Source organism: Curtobacterium sp. MCPF17_003 (assembly GCF_003224385.1).
Taxonomy (GTDB): Bacteria; Actinomycetota; Actinomycetes; order Actinomycetales; family Microbacteriaceae; genus Curtobacterium; species Curtobacterium flaccumfaciens.
On sequence record NZ_QKLC01000031.1, the window covers coordinates 1 to 14,480 of the forward strand.

At 71.2% G+C, this 14,480-nt stretch carries 17 protein-coding genes; 12 read left to right on the plus strand and 5 right to left on the minus strand.

Annotated features, from left to right (window positions below; genetic code table 11):
* Positions 1-102: 102 nt before the first annotated feature.
* The 3 genes from DEJ30_RS17495 to DEJ30_RS17505 all read left to right on the plus strand — a co-directional run bounded on the left by DEJ30_RS17495 (position 103) and on the right by DEJ30_RS17505 (position 2,639).
* Positions 103-987, plus strand: a complete 885-nt coding sequence (locus DEJ30_RS17495) for a S26 family signal peptidase (RefSeq protein WP_110862913.1) — start codon at positions 103-105, stop codon at positions 985-987.
* Complete coding sequence (locus DEJ30_RS17500) at positions 984-1,838, plus strand: LamG domain-containing protein (RefSeq protein ID WP_110862914.1); 855 nt, start codon at positions 984-986, stop codon at positions 1,836-1,838. The genes DEJ30_RS17495 and DEJ30_RS17500 overlap by 4 nt, the downstream gene beginning before the upstream one ends.
* Before the next feature lie 231 nt (positions 1,839-2,069).
* Positions 2,070-2,639 carry a manganese efflux pump MntP family protein gene (locus tag DEJ30_RS17505; protein WP_110862915.1) on the plus strand — a complete coding sequence of 190 codons (570 nt, stop codon included), beginning with the start codon at positions 2,070-2,072 and terminating at the stop codon, positions 2,637-2,639.
* An 83-nt stretch (positions 2,640-2,722) separates the two neighbouring features.
* On the opposite strand, the gene DEJ30_RS17510 is transcribed toward DEJ30_RS17505, so the two are convergent.
* The gene (locus DEJ30_RS17510; protein ID WP_110862916.1) at positions 2,723-3,055 is read right to left on the minus strand and encodes a DUF4190 domain-containing protein; all 333 of its coding nucleotides are present in this window, start codon (positions 3,053-3,055) and stop codon (positions 2,723-2,725) included.
* Positions 3,056-3,249: 194 nt separating this feature from the next.
* Between DEJ30_RS17510 and DEJ30_RS17515 the strand changes: the two genes are divergently transcribed.
* Entirely contained in the window at positions 3,250-3,972 is a 723-nt protein-coding gene (locus DEJ30_RS17515; RefSeq protein WP_110862917.1) for an SDR family NAD(P)-dependent oxidoreductase, read from the plus strand.
* A 16-nt stretch (positions 3,973-3,988) separates the two neighbouring features.
* Here the strand turns inward: DEJ30_RS17515 and DEJ30_RS17520 are convergent, their stop codons facing one another.
* The 4 genes from DEJ30_RS17520 to DEJ30_RS17535 all read right to left on the minus strand — a co-directional run bounded on the left by DEJ30_RS17520 (position 3,989) and on the right by DEJ30_RS17535 (position 5,889).
* On the minus strand, positions 3,989-4,942 hold the full coding sequence (locus DEJ30_RS17520) for an AraC family transcriptional regulator (RefSeq protein ID WP_110862918.1): 954 nt from the start codon (positions 4,940-4,942) through the stop codon (positions 3,989-3,991).
* 61 nt (positions 4,943-5,003) lie between these two features.
* Positions 5,004-5,483 (minus strand): hypothetical protein, encoded by a 480-nt coding sequence (locus tag DEJ30_RS17525; RefSeq protein ID WP_110862919.1) that lies wholly within the window; start codon positions 5,481-5,483, stop codon positions 5,004-5,006.
* Positions 5,480-5,659, minus strand: coding sequence for a hypothetical protein (locus DEJ30_RS17530; protein ID WP_146238643.1), 180 nt, complete (start codon positions 5,657-5,659; stop codon positions 5,480-5,482). Before DEJ30_RS17530 ends, DEJ30_RS17525 begins: the two co-directional genes overlap by 4 nt.
* Positions 5,660-5,664: 5 nt before the next feature.
* On the minus strand, positions 5,665-5,889 hold the full coding sequence (locus DEJ30_RS17535) for a hypothetical protein (protein ID WP_110862921.1): 225 nt from the start codon (positions 5,887-5,889) through the stop codon (positions 5,665-5,667).
* A 245-nt stretch (positions 5,890-6,134) separates the two neighbouring features.
* Between DEJ30_RS17535 and DEJ30_RS17540 the strand changes: the two genes are divergently transcribed.
* From DEJ30_RS17540 to DEJ30_RS17575, 8 genes are all read left to right on the plus strand, one after another.
* A complete protein-coding gene (locus DEJ30_RS17540; RefSeq protein ID WP_258370038.1) occupies positions 6,135-6,827 on the plus strand; it encodes a DUF6766 family protein in 693 nt (230 codons plus the stop codon).
* Positions 6,828-6,956: 129 nt separating this feature from the next.
* Entirely contained in the window at positions 6,957-8,300 is a 1,344-nt protein-coding gene (locus tag DEJ30_RS17545) for a sensor histidine kinase (protein WP_110862922.1), read from the plus strand.
* A complete protein-coding gene (locus DEJ30_RS17550) occupies positions 8,297-8,941 on the plus strand; it encodes a response regulator transcription factor (protein ID WP_110862923.1) in 645 nt (214 codons plus the stop codon). The genes DEJ30_RS17545 and DEJ30_RS17550 overlap by 4 nt, the downstream gene beginning before the upstream one ends.
* 167 nt (positions 8,942-9,108) lie before the next feature.
* Entirely contained in the window at positions 9,109-10,119 is a 1,011-nt protein-coding gene (locus DEJ30_RS17555; RefSeq protein ID WP_110862924.1) for a LacI family DNA-binding transcriptional regulator, read from the plus strand.
* A gap of 134 nt (positions 10,120-10,253) precedes the next feature.
* Positions 10,254-11,519 carry an ABC transporter substrate-binding protein gene (locus DEJ30_RS17560; RefSeq protein WP_110862925.1) on the plus strand — a complete coding sequence of 422 codons (1,266 nt, stop codon included), beginning with the start codon at positions 10,254-10,256 and terminating at the stop codon, positions 11,517-11,519.
* A 25-nt stretch (positions 11,520-11,544) separates the two neighbouring features.
* Positions 11,545-12,498 carry a carbohydrate ABC transporter permease gene (locus DEJ30_RS17565; protein ID WP_110862926.1) on the plus strand — a complete coding sequence of 318 codons (954 nt, stop codon included), beginning with the start codon at positions 11,545-11,547 and terminating at the stop codon, positions 12,496-12,498.
* Entirely contained in the window at positions 12,495-13,367 is an 873-nt protein-coding gene (locus DEJ30_RS17570; protein ID WP_071404106.1) for a carbohydrate ABC transporter permease, read from the plus strand. The genes DEJ30_RS17565 and DEJ30_RS17570 overlap by 4 nt, the downstream gene beginning before the upstream one ends.
* Positions 13,368-13,420: 53 nt before the next feature.
* On the plus strand, positions 13,421-14,480 hold a 1,060-nt coding region (locus DEJ30_RS17575), incomplete at its 3' end, for a family 1 glycosylhydrolase (RefSeq protein ID WP_110862927.1).

The window sequence follows — 14,480 nt, forward strand, 5'->3', positions numbered from 1 at the left end:
AGATGTGTATAAGAGACAGACACCACCCACCCCAGCAAGACCAGCAAGTCCAGCACGACCAGCCCCACCACCGCCCCACCACGACCTCCCGGAGCAGAGCCCATGAGCCAGACCGCAGCGATCCCGCTCAGCGGCATGCTCGACCGCCCGGTCCTCCGCGGCCGTCAGGTCACCCGCTCGGAGACGGTCCTCGCCTGGTCGGTCGCCGCGATCGCCGCACTGCTCCTCACCGCCGCGGTCCTGTTCCTCTCCGCGGGCGGCCGCTGGTTCGTCGTCGAGACCCCGTCGATGGGCGAAGCCGCCCCCGTCGGCACCCTCGTCCTCGACCTGCCGGTGGACGTCGCCACGCTCAGCGTCGGCGACATCGTCTCGTTCGAGACCTCCGCCAACCCGGACGTCGTCTACACGCACCGCATCGTCTCGATCGACGCGGACGGCGGGCTCCACACCCGCGGCGACGTCAACGGCGCGACCGACCCGTGGACGCTCACCCAGGCCGACGTCATCGGCACCCCCGCGCTCCTGGTCCCCCGCATCGGCTGGCTGCTCCGCGCCGCGCCGATCCTGCTCATCGGCACGCTGATCATCCTGACCCTGACCAGCGCGTTCACCGACCGGGTGACCCGTTCCTGCCTCCGGATCGCGGGCAGCGCCCTCACCGTCTCGTACGCGGCGTTCGTGTTCAAGCCGTTCGTCAACGTGACGACGATCACGAACACCTCGAGCCCGACGGGGGTCGAGGCCACCGTGATCTCGTCGGGGATCTTCCCGGTCCGCGTCGACGCCCACGGCGGGAACAGCGTCCACCTGGTCGACGGCGAGATGGGCCGGGTCGTCATCCACGAGCTGACGAAGAACGGGCACTACCAGCTCATGTCGAACATCGACCTCGATCCCCTGGGCTGGGTCGCGTTGATCGCCGTGTGCCTCGTGCCGCTCGTGGCGTGCCTGGCGGTCGGCCGCGTCGAGACGGTGCGTCCCTCGTGATCCTCCGCCGCCTGCGCGACGGCCGCGTCGTCGCCGTCCTCCTCGTGGTCGCCCTGGCCGTCGTCGTCCTGCTGAACCAGTTCGCCCCGACCCGCTCGGCGTACAGCGCACGCGTGACCAACAGCGCGAACACCGCGGCGACCGCGCCCTACTTCACGTGCACGGGCGCCGTCGGCGCCGACACCGCGAACGCCCTGTTCGCGTACCGCCTGACCGAGGCCTCGGGTTCGCGGACGGCCACCGACTGGTCCGGTCGTGCTGCGAACGGCACCTACCAGGGCACCATGACCGCGACCACGCCGAGCCCGAACGCCTGCCCGCGTGACAGCGGCAGCGCCTACGCGCTCAACGGGTCCACGAGCTACGTCTCCACCCCGCGCTCGTACGCCAACCCCACGACCTTCAGCGAGGAGGTCTGGTTCCGCACCACGGTCGCCGGTGGCATGCTCATCGGCTTCGGCAGCAGCCAGACCGGTGCGTCGGGCCAGCACGATCGGAAGCTCTACCTGACCACCAGCGGCCAGCTCGCGTTCGGCACGTACAGCGGCACCACGCAGGTACTCACCTCGCCGAAGGCCTACACCGACGGCGTCTGGCACCACACGGTGGCGACGATGTCGCCCACCAACGGCATGCGCCTGTACGTCGACGGCACGCTCGTGGCGTCGAACGCGGCCTTCAAGAGCCCCGAGAACTTCACCGGGTACTTCCGCGTCGGCTACGACGTCGTCAGCGGGTGGCCGGGTTCCACGAGCAACCCGTACTTCACCGGGTCGATGCGGTACGCCGCCGTCTACGGCACCGAACTGACGGCCAGCCAGGTGGCCGCGCACGCGGCCGCCGGTTCCTGACAGGGCTGCCTGCCGGACGGGAGGCCCGTGGCCGTGCCCGCCCCGGGCCTCCAGGCCGTCTCTGGTGGCGTCGACAACGTGGGCCGGGTTGGCGGACCGGGCCCACCAACCCGCGGATTCGGGGCGACGAATCCCGCTGATCAGGCCTTTTCGTCCCGTGGACCATGCCAGGATCGTCAGGTCCTGAGACGTCGGCGTCTCCGTCCGACCGTCTCGAAAGGCGCCGCCCCCATGTCGTTCTGGGCCCTCTTCCTCATCGCGCTCGGCGTCTCCGCAGACGCCTTCGCCGTCGCCCTCGGCAAGGGCCTGCACATGAAGCGCTTCGACGTGCGGCACGCGATCGTGATCGCGCTCACGTTCGGGGTGTTCCAGGCGGTGATGCCGTTGCTCGGCTGGCTGCTCGGGTCCGCGTTCGCGCAGGACATCGCGGCCTTCGACCACTGGATCGCGTTCGGGCTGCTCGCCCTGGTCGGCGGGAAGATGCTGTGGGAAGCGTTCTCGACGCACGAGGACACCGAGCAGGACACCGACCGGCTGCCCATCCGCCAGTTGCTCGTGCTGGCGGTCGCGACCAGCGTCGATGCCCTGGCGGTCGGGGTCACCCTGGCGTTCCTGCCCGTGTCGATCGGCGGCGCGGTGCTGCTCATCGGGATCACGACCGCGGTGCTGTCGTTCGTCGGGGTGGTCGTCGGTCGCCGGGTCGGCGCCCGGTTCGGCAAGCCGGCGGAGATCGCGGGTGGCGTCGTCCTGATCCTGATCGGCCTGAACATCGTGCTGGAGCACACCGGCGTCATCGGCTGAGGCCAGGACTCAGGAACCAGCCTCGAACACACCGGAGGCCCGTGGCGAGCTGCCACGGGCCTCCGGTGTGGTGCTGGTGGGCGTCAGTACCCGCCCGTGGTGCTGGTGGGGGCGTTCGCGAGGACCGCGACCACGAAGATGATCCAGATGATGCCGAACACGAGCGACAGGGCGCTGATGATGACGCCGGCGAGGGCGAGGCCGCGGCCACGCTCCCCGGTCTTCTTGATCTGCGAGAGCGCGATGATCGAGACCACGAGGCCGGCGATGTTCACCACGAACGCCAGGACGAACCCGACGATCGCCATGACGTTGAAGCGGTCGGACGACGGCTGCATCGGAGCGCCGTAGGGCTGCCCGCCGGCGGCGTAGGGGTTCGGGTTCTGCTGGTTGTACTGGGGCGTGCCGTCACTCATGGCGCCGCGTCCTCTCTGGTCAGGGGATGTCTACGCAGGAAACGTACAGGACCAGCGGGCCGCAATGTGCAGAGGTGTGACGGGGAGCCGTGAACAGCCGGGAGGCCCGTGGCGGGCCCGCACCGCGCCTCCCGTCCGCCCGTTGCCGGTCCACCTGCCGGACTCGCCGCAGCCGTCGGGCGCATGATGGGCGGATGGCACGCATCCTCGTCACCGGATCCACCGACGGCCTCGGGCGGGGAACCGCCGACTCGCTGCTCCGCAGCGGACACGACGTCGTCGTCCACGCTCGCAACCGGGCCCGCGCCGAGGCGGTCGCCGACCTGGTGGAGCGCGGCGCCGGACTCGTCGTCGCCGACCTGGCGGACCGCGACGCCGTGATCGCCACCGCTCGGGAACTCGACGCCGGCACCCCGCTCGACGCCGTCGTGCACAACGCCGGCGTGATCTCGGGCCGTTCCCTGGTGCCCGTCAACGTCGTGGCGCCCTACCTGTTCACCGCGTTGCTGCAGGCCCCGAAGCGGCACGTGTACCTGAGCAGCGGGATGCACCGGGGCGGCCGCCCGCGCCTGGACACCGTCGACTGGACCGGCGCTTCGGAGACGAACTCGTACTCCGACACGAAGCTGTTCGTGACGGCGCTCGCCGCCGAGGTGCCGCTCCGACGCCCGGGCGTGCTGAGCAACGCCGTCGACCCGGGCTGGGTGGCGACCAAGATGGGCGGGGCCGGCGCTCCGGACGACTTCGAGCTGGGACACCGCACGCAGGAGACGCTCGCGACCGACCCCGATCAAACCGTGACGGGCGGTTACTGGTTCCACGGGGAGCAGCAGGAACCGCACCCGGCGGTCGCCGACCAGCGGTTCCGCACCGAACTGCTCGACGCGCTCGCGACTGCCACCGGCGTCACGCTCTGAGTCGCGCGCACCGCCGTCAGGAGCGTCGGAGCGTCTCGCTCGGGTACTCGCCGTGCCGGTCGGCGTACGCGGCGGAGAACCGGCCGGCGTGGGCGAAGCCCCAGTAGCGGGCGACGTCGGCGACGTTCGTGGTGGCCGGGTCGGACGCCAGCAGTTCGGTCCGGATGCGGTCGAGCCGCACCGAGCGGATGTAGGCGTTCGGCGACATGCCGAGCAGCCGCTGGAAGGCGGCCTGCAGGGCGCGGAGGCTGAGGTGCGCCATCTCGGCCAGGTCGGTGCTGGTGATCGGCAGGTGCGCGTGCTCGTGGACGTACTCGACGACCTGCCGGATCCGACGGTGCTGCGGGAGCAGGAGTTCGTGCGGCAGGCCGGCGGTGGCGCGGGGGTACAGCTCGAGCAGGGACACCGCGGCCAGCCGGCCCATCTCGGCCTGCAGCAGCGGGGACGCCTGTCGGTCCAGGGTCGTCGCGGAGATGAGCTGGACCGTCTGCCGCCACTGCCGGATCGCCGCGTCGTCGATCTGGGCGGTGTGGTCGAAGCGGCGGAGCGACAGGCCACGCTCGGCTGCGACTCCCTCGACGGCGCTGCGGTTCACCTGGACGAGCCGCTGGTCGTAGTCCTCGAAGCGGAACGGGAACGCCTCGTTCGGCCACATCTGCGGGCGCCCCGGCACGAGGTGGATGGCGGAGCCGCCGTCGCCCAGGACGCCGAGCCCGCGGGTGATCCACTGGACGACGAAGTCGTCACCGGCGGGCATCTCACCCGTCAGGCGTCCACCGAAGCGCACGGCGCGGAGTGTCATCGTGCCGTCGCCGGCCGCCGTGTACCGGTAGTCGAACCCGTCGCCCGTGGTGTCGGCGTGCCACTCGATGCCGTCGTACGCGGTCGCGAGGGTCTGCTTCGCAGCTGCGAGGTCCGTGCCCTGCTCGTCGACCCGGATACGCGCGGGCTGCTCGGTGTCGTCGTTCATGTCGCTCGAGCAGTAGTTTCACACCCCGGTTCGGGCCCATCGCGCGATTGTCCAGATGCGGTCAGAACAGGGCGTCACCCTCGTGCACCGCGAGCAACATCGCCGCGGCGGTCCGGGCCGTGCGGACCGGTTGCACCGAGCGGTGGACGGTCGCCTCGACGTGCGCTCCGTGGAGCAGCAGGGTGAGCGCCTGGCCGAGGTGCACCGGCAACGCGGCCGCAGCGCAGCGTTCGGCGACGTGTGCCTCGACCTGCCGCAGCTGGTCGTGCAGCAGGTCGCTGAGGTCGGTTCCGTCGGCGGCGGCTCCAGCTCCGCCGTGGGCCGCGCCGGACCACGCGCGGTGCCCGTCGGCCACGAGACGGTGCTCCAGGTGGGTGAACACGGCGAGCAGCCGGTCCCGGGGGTCGTCGAGGGCGGCCTCGTGCGCCAGCAGTCCGCGCATCCACTCGTCGTGCCGGTGGCGGACGGTGTCGAGCGCTCCGAACCCGACCGGCGCTCCGGACGAGACGGTCGGTTCGGCCACGAGGGTGACGGCGCTCACGCTGCGACGAAGAAGTCCGCGTACGTCGGATCAGCCGGGACGCCCCGCACCACACCGGACAGCCGCCGGGTGATGAGCGCCTCGAGTTCGGTGGGGGGCATCAGGCCGCGGCGGCGCCACTCGAGGGGCTGGGCCCGGAGTTCGTCCATCGCGTCGTCGTCGGAGGGGTGGGCCACGGGGATCATGCGCCGAGGCCGATCACGACGACGGCCGCGGATGCCGTGGCGGTGACCGAGACGATCCCGGTCGCGGTCGCGGCGACCATGAGCGTCCGGAGCCGCGCCTGTTCGCGGATCTCGGTGAAGGGGCTGCGCTCGGAGACACAGCGTGCACGGCGGGCCACGGCGGTGTGGGCGTGCTTCGGGGCGAGTGCGGTGTCGGTGGTGAAGGTGGTCGTGGTGGTCATCGCTCGGGTCCGTTCCTCTCTGCGTCCTCGCCGGCGGTCCTGTCGATCGGGGTGGGATCGACGGTAGGTCGTGCTCCCCGGTGGCCGTGGACGAACCGGGGCCGGACGGCGAAAGTCGGACAGGCGGGCTGCGGAAGGTGTCCGGAACGGGGTGGCGCACCAGCGCGATCCGGCCAGGACGGCCCTGCGAAGGCGTTCGTCGTGTCCGGACCAGGATGGCCTCGACACGACGAACGGAGGACCCGGTGACCCTCGGCCTGCTCAACGGATCGGGCGGGTGGCAGCGCGTGCGACGGCACGGCCTGCTGCTCGCGAACGTCGCCGTCTTCGTCGTGTGCTTCATCGGCATGGTGTTCGCCGGGTGGCGGGTGTCCGTGGCGGACGCCCTCCAGCACGGCGAGGTGGCCGAGTCGCTCTGGGGCTTCCTGACGAGCGGCGACTTCGCCGAGGCCACGTTCGAGAACTGGGAGAGCGAGTTCCTGCAGATGGGCGCGTACATCGTGTTCACGGTGTTCCTGTTCCAGAAGGGGTCGAGCGAGTCCGAGCCGCTGGACGAGGAGAGCCCGCAGGACGAGGACCCACGGGAGCACGCCGACGACCCGAAGGCTCCGTGGCCGGTGCGCCGGGGCGGGATCGTGCTCGTGCTGTACGAGAACTCCCTGCTCATCCTGTTCGCGGTGCTGTTCCTCGGCAGTGTGGTGGGGCACCTGATCGGTGGTGCGGCGGCCTACAACGAGGAGCAGCTCGAGCACGGCGGCGGTGTCGTCTCGGCGTGGGGTTACCTGGGCACGAGCCAGTTCTGGTTCGAGTCGATGCAGAACTGGCAGTCGGAGTTCCTGGTCATCTCGGTGATGGTGATCGCCACCGTGTCCCTGCGGCAACGAGGGTCGAGCCAGTCGAAGGCCGTGGCCGCACCGACGGAGCAGACCGGCGCCTGACCGGACCCGGCTGACGACGATCGCGGGGTTTCCCCACCGACCACGGGGGGCAGCACCGGTGTGCGGGCGGACCCCCACGGCGAGGCTGGTGCCGGGCAATAAGCTCGTCACCGACACGAAGAGGTCCGCATGTACACCGCCGTCGCCACCCCGGGCGAACCCACCACCGTCCCCCGGTTCCGACCGTTCCGCGCCGTCGCCGACGGCAGTACGTGGCGGGCCTTCGCGTTCCACGCCGCGCACCTGCCGATCGCGATCGCCGCCCTGGCCTGGTTCGTCGTGGTGCTGGCCGTCGGCATCCCGGTGTCGCTGACCTGGGTCGGCCTGGTCGTCGCCGCGTTCCTGCTCGGTGGGTCGCACTGGTTCGCCGCGGTCACCCGCCGGATGTCCGCCGCGCTGCTCGGGCAGGCCGTCGTCGCCCCGGCACCGCCCCGAGCGCGCTCGACGCCGCTCGGCACCGCGTTCGCCCGGCTGTCGGACGGCCCCACGTGGCGGGCGTTCGCGTACCTGCTCGCGGGGTTCGTGCTGACCACCACCACGTTCGCCGTCTCGACCGCGGTGCTCGTCAGCGGCCTGGGCGCGATGACCCACGCGGCGTGGGGGCACTTCCTGCCGGCGCAGCGGGGCGCGGACGGCGAGCTCCACAGCGGTGCGCAGTTCCTCGGCGTGTACGTCGACACCCCGCCGATGCAGGCCGCGTTCGCGGTGTTCGGCCTGCTCATCGTGCTGTTCCTCTGGCCCGCGGTGAACCACGGGCTCGCGGCGCTGCAGCGTGTGGTCATCCGCGCCTTGCTCGGTGCCACCGCACGTGACCTGCGGCTTCGCCAGGTCACGGCCTCGCGCGACGCCGCCGTGCTCGACGCCGACACCACCCTGCGCCGCATCGAGCGGGAGCTGCACGACGGCACCCAGGCCCGGCTCGTCGGCCTGGCGATGACCCTCGGCGACGCCCGCGACCGCCTGCAGACCGGCGCCGACCCGGACGCGGTCACCGCGCTGGTCGACCGGGCGCACGCGTCGACGAAGGAGGCCCTGGTCGAGCTCCGCGCCCTGGCCCGCGGCATCCACCCGCCCGTCCTCGACGAGGGGCTCGAGGCCGCGCTGACCTCGGCGTGCTCCTGCACCCCGTTCCCCGTCGCGCTGTCGGTCGACCTGCCCGTCCGGCCGTCCCGCGTCGTCGAGGGCATCGCGTACTTCGGGGTGCTCGAGCTGCTGACGAACGTGTCGAAGCACGCCGGCGCCTCGGCCACCGCCGTCCGGGTCGGCATGCTCGGCACCGACCTGCTCGTCGAGGTCGAGGACGACGGCCACGGTGGGGCACACGTCGCCCTCGGCACCCCCGACGGTCACGGCACCGGCCTGGCCGGCGTGCTGGAACGGCTGCGCGCCGTGGACGGTGACCTGCAGGTGGACAGCCCCGCCGGTGGCCCGACCCGTATCCGGCTGCGCATGCCGAGCGGAGCCGAACGGTGAGGATCGTCGTCGCCGACGACAACACGATCGTGCGCGAGGGGCTGACGTCCCTGCTGCGCGGTCGCGGGCACGAGGTCGTGCCGGTGTCGGACGGCGACGCTGCGGTGGCCGCCGTCGCGCACGGTGCGGTCGACGTCGTGGTGATGGACATCCGGATGCCGCCGACCCACACCGACGAGGGCGTCCGTGCGGCCGTGCGGGTGAAGGACGTCCGGCCCGACGTCGGGGTGCTCCTGTTCTCGCAGTACGCCGAGGCGCAGTGGGCGCGGGCGCTGCTCGACGTCGCAACGGTCGGCGTCGGGTACCTGCTCAAGGACCAGGTCGCCGAGGTCGGTACCTTCATCGACTCACTGCACCAGGTCGCCGCGGGCAACGTCGTGCTCGACCCCGAGGTGGCGGCCGCACTGGTCCAGGCGCCGCGTACCACGAGCGGTCCGCTCGACTCGCTGACCGCCCGCGAGACCGACGTGCTGCGCCTGATGGCCGAGGGCCGGTCGAACGCCGCGATCGCGGACACGCTGTTCCTGTCCGGCGGGACCGTCGAGAAGCACGTCACCGCGGTCTTCACCAAGCTCGGGCTCGAGGCGACGCCGAACGAGAACCGGCGGGTGCTCGCGGTCCTGCGGTTCCTGGCGGACTGAGCGGGGCCCTGGACGGGCCGACCGAGCCTGAGCGGGAGGCCCGTGGCGGGCCCGCCACGGGCCTCCCGTCCGGTCCGCACCACGCTGGTGCGGTAGGTTCCTGCCGAACACAGTCCGCACGTGAGAGGGGGCGCCCGATGGCGCAGGGGCACCGCTCTCCGCCCACGATGAGCGACGTCGCCGCCGTGGCAGGTGTCTCGAAGAAGACCGTCTCGAACGTGCTGTCCGGCTACGAACACGTCTCCGTCCGCACGCGCGACCGTGTGATGGCCGCCGTCGACGAGCTCGGCTACGAACTCAACGTCTCGGCCCGGAACTTCCGCGCCGGACGCTCCAAGGTGCTGGGGCTCGCGGTGCCGGAACTGCGGCAGGCGTACTTCGCCGAACTCGCCGACGCCGTCATCCGCGCTGCCGGAGCCGTGGGCTACACGGTGCTCATCGAGCAGACTGCGAGCGGCGTGCGCGAGGCGGACGCGATCACCCGGATGCGCGAGCACTCGATCGACGGCATCATCTACAGCCCGCTGACCGTCCGGCCGAGCGACGCCGGCGCGCTCGAGGTGAAGTTCCCCCTGGTCGTGCTCGGTGAGCCGATCCCGGACGCCCCCGTTCCGTTCATCGCCATGTCGAACGCGGACGCGCTGCGGGACGCGACCGCCCACCTGCTCGGCGCCGGTCGCCGGTCGATCGCGTTCATCGGGTCCGACCCGTCGGGCCCCGTGCGCACGGCGCAGGAGCGACTGCGGGGATACCGCGAGGCGCTCGACGGCCACGGCGTGCCGTTCGCGCCCGAGCGGGTGGTGCCGACCGCGCTGTGGCACCGGGCCGAGGGGGCGGCGGCTGCACGCCAACTCCTCGACGCCGGCGTGCCGGTCGACGGGATCGTCTGCTGCAACGACGCGCTGGCGCTCGGGGCGATGAGTGCCCTGCAGCTCGCGGGCCGGACCGTGCCGGACGACGTCGCGGTCGTCGGGTTCGACGACATCGAGGAGTCGGCGTACTCGACCCCGGCGCTGACCACGGTGTCGGCCGACCTGGACCGCGTCGCGGCGACGGCGGTCGGTGTGCTCGTCGCCCAGCTCGAGGAGGGCGCCCCGGCGACACCGGGGGTGCTGCGCTCGCCGCACGCACTCGTCGTCCGGGCGTCGTCCGGACCGTTGCGCTCGGTCTCTGCCTGACCCGGTGACCACGGGTGCTCCCCGACCCCTTGACCGGGCGGTCGAGCACCGGCTACTGTCCACATTTACACCGGTGTAAATCCGGGATGGACGAGGTCCGCACACCGACGTGCCGGACGGATGGCAGGTTTTCGATGAAGAAGCACATCGCGGTCGTCGCGCTCGCAGCAGCGGCGTCGCTCTCCCTCGCCGGGTGCGCCGGCTCCCCCGGGTCGTCGGGTGACGGCGGTCACGTCGACCTGACGTTCTGGCACGGCTACACCGAGGCCGACGGCAAGGTCCTGGACGGCATCGTCAAGGACTTCAACGCCTCGCAGGACAAGGTCACCATCACGACCCAGACGAAGACCTGGGCCGTGATCGACGACACGATGCTCCCCGCCCTGTCCGCGAAGAAGGGCCCGGACCTCGTCGCGATGACCTCCGACCGGCTGCCGGTCTACGCCCAGAAGAAGGCGCTGGTCGACCTCAGCGACTTCTACGCCGACGACGCCAACAACACCGGGGACCTGAAGGAACAGGCCGTCGCGATGGAGCGGGTCAACGGCAAGGAGTACGGGGTGCCGAGCGGGTTCGTCCCGCTCTCCGTGATCTACAACAAGAAGCTGTTCGCAGCGGCCGGCATCGACTCCTTCCCGACCACCTGGGACGAGTGGGTCGCCGACGCGAAGAAGCTCACGAAGGACGAGAACGGCGACGGCACCCCCGAGCAGTACGGGCTCGTGCTGCCGGACCACCAGACCGTCGGCAACGGTATCTGGCCGAGCCTGTTCGCCGGCAACGGCGGATCGATCACGAACGAGGCGGGTACGAAGTCCACCATCGACTCCGCCGCGAACGCCGAGACGCTCGAGTACTGGGCGAATGCGGTGCGCGACGACAAGATCTCGCCGACCGGTGTCGACGGCATCGCTGCGGACAAGCTCTTCACGGCCGGCAAGACCGCCATGGAGATCGGCGGTCCCTGGATGGCCGGCGTCGCCGAGGCCTCGGACATCGACTACGGCATCGCCGCGATCCCGGCGGGCCCCGAAGCACAGGTGGCCTCGGCCATCGGCATCTCGCTCGGCGTGACGGCCCAGACCGACGACGCGAAGCAGGCCGCAGCCGAGCGGTTCCTGCGCTACTTCAACGAGCAGTCCGTCGCGACGAAGTGGGCCCTCGGCTCGGGCTGGCCGCCGCTCCGCACCGACGTCACCGCCGCCGACGTCGACGAGAACCCGACCGTCGCGACGCTCACCGGGCTGCCGGGCACCACGATCCCGCTCCTGCCCGGCGTGGTCGACAGCGCTGACGTGCTCACCGCCGTGGACACCGCGACCCAGAAGGCGATGGCCGGCGGGGACCCCGAATCGCTCCTCGCCACCGCCGACGCCGACGTGCAGTCGGCCCTGAAGTAGCAGCAGCGGCCCTCGGAGGACCCTCGTGACCACACAGCAACTCGGCCGGCGCCGTCGGTACCGACCACCGGGCCAACTCGGCGGACGATCGCCCCTGAACGGCACGTTCCGCCGCCGCGCCACCATCGTCGGGTTCCTCGCACCCGCGATCGTCATCCTCGGGGCGTTCGTGCTCTGGCCGATGCTCTCGGCGCTCCAGCTGTCGTTCACCGACGCCAGCGGGTTCGGCGACCCGTCGTTCATCGGGTTCGCGAACTACGTCCGGGTCTTCACCGACCCCGACGTCCTGCGGTCCATCGGCAACACCGCGCTCTACTCGGTGCTCTTCACCCCCGTCGCGATCGTCGTCGCCCTGGTGCTCGCCCTCGTGCTGAACCACCCGGCCCTGCCGTTCCGCGGGTTCTTCCGGTCGGCGTTGTTCCTGCCGTTCATCGTGTCCCTGGCCGTCGCCGCGTTCGCGTGGTCGTACCTGCTCGACCCGCAGATCGGCCTGCTGAACCACTGGCTGCAGCTCGTCGGCATCCGGCTCGGCAACGTGCTGCAGGACCCGACGCTCGCGATGCCCACCGTGGTGCTCGTGGCCGTGTGGAAGAACTTCGGCTTCTACATGGTGATCTTCCTGGCCGGGCTGCAGGAGATCCCCACGAGCCTGTACGAGGCCGCGCAGCTGGACGGGGCGAACAGCCGCCAGCGGTTCGCGAACGTCACCTTCCCGATGCTGAGCAACACGATGGCGTTCGTCGTGATCGTCGCCCTCATCGCCGCGCTGCAGGCGTTCGACCAGATCTACGTCCTGACCGGCGGTGGCCCGTACCGGTCGACCGAGACGATCGTCATGCAGATCTACCAGTCCGGCTTCAAGGACCTCGACCTCGGGTTCGCGAGCGCCCTGGCGTACGTGCTCCTCATCGCGACCCTGCTGCTCAGCCTCGTGCAGTTCCTGTTCTTCGGGAAGCGCGGAGAGGACACCGCATCATGACCGCGCTCCCCCGTCCCGCGACCGTCGTCCGACGCAGCACGGTGGCCCGTCGACAGCCGTCGATGCGGTGGCTCGGCTTCGCCGCCGTGGCCGTCGTGACCCTGGCGGTGCTGCTCCCCGTCCTCGTGATCGTGTTCACCGCGTTCAAACCGGCGAGCGAGGTCAACGCCTACCCGCCGACGCTGTTCCCGCACACCTGGACGCTCGACAACTTCCGGGCGATCTTCACGCAGCTGCCGTTCGGGCGGCTCATCCTGAACAGCTTCGCCTTCGCCGGCGGTGTGACGGTGTTCGCGCTGGCGTTCGACGCGCTCGCCGCCTACGCCCTGGCGCGGCTCGACTTCCGGGGCAGCAAGGTGCTGCTCATCGTGATCGTCGCCAGCCTGATGATCCCCTTCCAGGCGACGCTCATCCCGATCTACCAACTGGTGTCCGACCTCGGGTGGGTGAACACGTTCGCGGGGCTGATCGCGCCGCGGGCGGCCGACGCCTTCGGGATCTTCTTCCTGCGTCAGTTCTTCGTGTCGCTCCCCCGCGACCTGGACAACGCCGCGCGGATCGACGGGGCCTCGGAGTGGCGGATCTTCCGGAGCGTCGTCCTGCCGAACGCGGTCCCCGCCCTGCTCACCCTCGGCATCTTCACCTTCGTCAACAACTGGAACGACCTGCTCTGGCCGCTGGTGTTCACCACCGACCAGGACATGGGGACCATCACGTCCGGCCTCACCCTGCTGACCGGGCCCGGCGGGATCATCCCGCAGGGCGTGATGATGGCCGGCGCCCTGATCGCCGTGCTGCCCCTCGCCGTCATGTTCCTGCTCGTGCAACGCCGCTTCATCGAGAGCGTCGCCAGCACCGGGCTCAAGTGACGACGACACCGCACAGGCCCGGAGCGGCCGTGCCCACCACGAAACGAGACACCATGCACTGGTCCGACGACGGCAGGCTGCACTTCGCCCTGGGCATCGAGGACACCTTCGTCCCGCAGGCCCGACCGGGCGAACGGCCCATCGACGAGTACGAGCTCACCGACCACTACCGGCAGTACGCCGCCGACCTCGGGCTGGCGGTCGACGTCGGCGCCGAGCTCCTGCGCTGGGGTGTCCCCTGGTACCGGGTCGCCCCCGAGCCCGGCGTCTGGGACTGGTCGTGGGTGGACGGCGTCATGGCGCGGTTCCGCGAGACCGGCCTGCGGCCCGTGGTCGACCTGCTGCACTACGGCACACCGCTCTGGCTCGACGGGCAGTTCGCCCACCCCGACTACCCGGCGCACGTCACCGACTACGCCGCCCGGTTCGCGGCGCGGTACGGCGACGTCGCCACCGACTACACGCCCGTCAACGAGCCGGTCATCCACGCCCTGTTCTCGGGTGAGTACGGGTACTGGCCCCCGTACCTGACCGGCGCCGAGGGGTCGGCCCGGATCGCGTCCGCCCTGGCGAAGGGGTTCGTCTCGACGCAGCACGCGATCGCCCGCGAACTCGGAGACGCCGCCACCTTCGTGCACGTGGACGCCGGCATCCGGTACGTCGGCGACGTCGACGCCCCGGAACACCGCGACACGGTCGCCCGCCTGCGCGCCCAGACGTTCCTGGTCGAGGACCTGGTCACCGGGGGCGTCGACGACGCGCACCCCCTGGTCGGTCGGCTGCGTTCGGGGGGCGTCACCGACGCCGACCTCGACTGGTTCCGGCAGCACGCGGTCCGGCCCGACGTGATGGGCGTCAACTACTACCCGCTGCACTCCACCGAGGTGTTCGAGGCGGGGGTGCACCACGGCGGCGGGTTCGCCGACCCGCGGCCCTACGAGGACACCGGCGTCGAGGGGCTCCGCGACGTGCTCACCACCTACGCCGAGCGCTACGGTGCCCCGGTCATGCTCACGGAGACGTGCGTCACCGGTTCGGTCGAGGAGCGCATCGGCTGGCTGGACGCCTCGGTCACGGCCGTGCGGGAGCTCCGCGACGAGGGGCTGCCGGTCG

Coding starts and splice junctions, on each gene's coding strand:
- DEJ30_RS17495 (WP_110862913.1), top strand. CDS start 103: ATGAGCCAGACCGCAGCGATCCCGCTCAGCGGCATGCTCGACCGCCCG.
- DEJ30_RS17505 (WP_110862915.1), top strand. CDS start 2,070: ATGTCGTTCTGGGCCCTCTTCCTCATCGCGCTCGGCGTCTCCGCAGAC.
- DEJ30_RS17510 (WP_110862916.1), bottom strand. CDS start 3,055: ATGAGTGACGGCACGCCCCAGTACAACCAGCAGAACCCGAACCCCTAC.
- DEJ30_RS17515 (WP_110862917.1), top strand. CDS start 3,250: ATGGCACGCATCCTCGTCACCGGATCCACCGACGGCCTCGGGCGGGGA.
- DEJ30_RS17520 (WP_110862918.1), bottom strand. CDS start 4,942: ATGAACGACGACACCGAGCAGCCCGCGCGTATCCGGGTCGACGAGCAG.
- DEJ30_RS17535 (WP_110862921.1), bottom strand. CDS start 5,889: ATGACCACCACGACCACCTTCACCACCGACACCGCACTCGCCCCGAAG.
- DEJ30_RS17545 (WP_110862922.1), top strand. CDS start 6,957: ATGTACACCGCCGTCGCCACCCCGGGCGAACCCACCACCGTCCCCCGG.
- DEJ30_RS17555 (WP_110862924.1), top strand. CDS start 9,109: ATGAGCGACGTCGCCGCCGTGGCAGGTGTCTCGAAGAAGACCGTCTCG.
- DEJ30_RS17560 (WP_110862925.1), top strand. CDS start 10,254: ATGAAGAAGCACATCGCGGTCGTCGCGCTCGCAGCAGCGGCGTCGCTC.
- DEJ30_RS17570 (WP_071404106.1), top strand. CDS start 12,495: ATGACCGCGCTCCCCCGTCCCGCGACCGTCGTCCGACGCAGCACGGTG.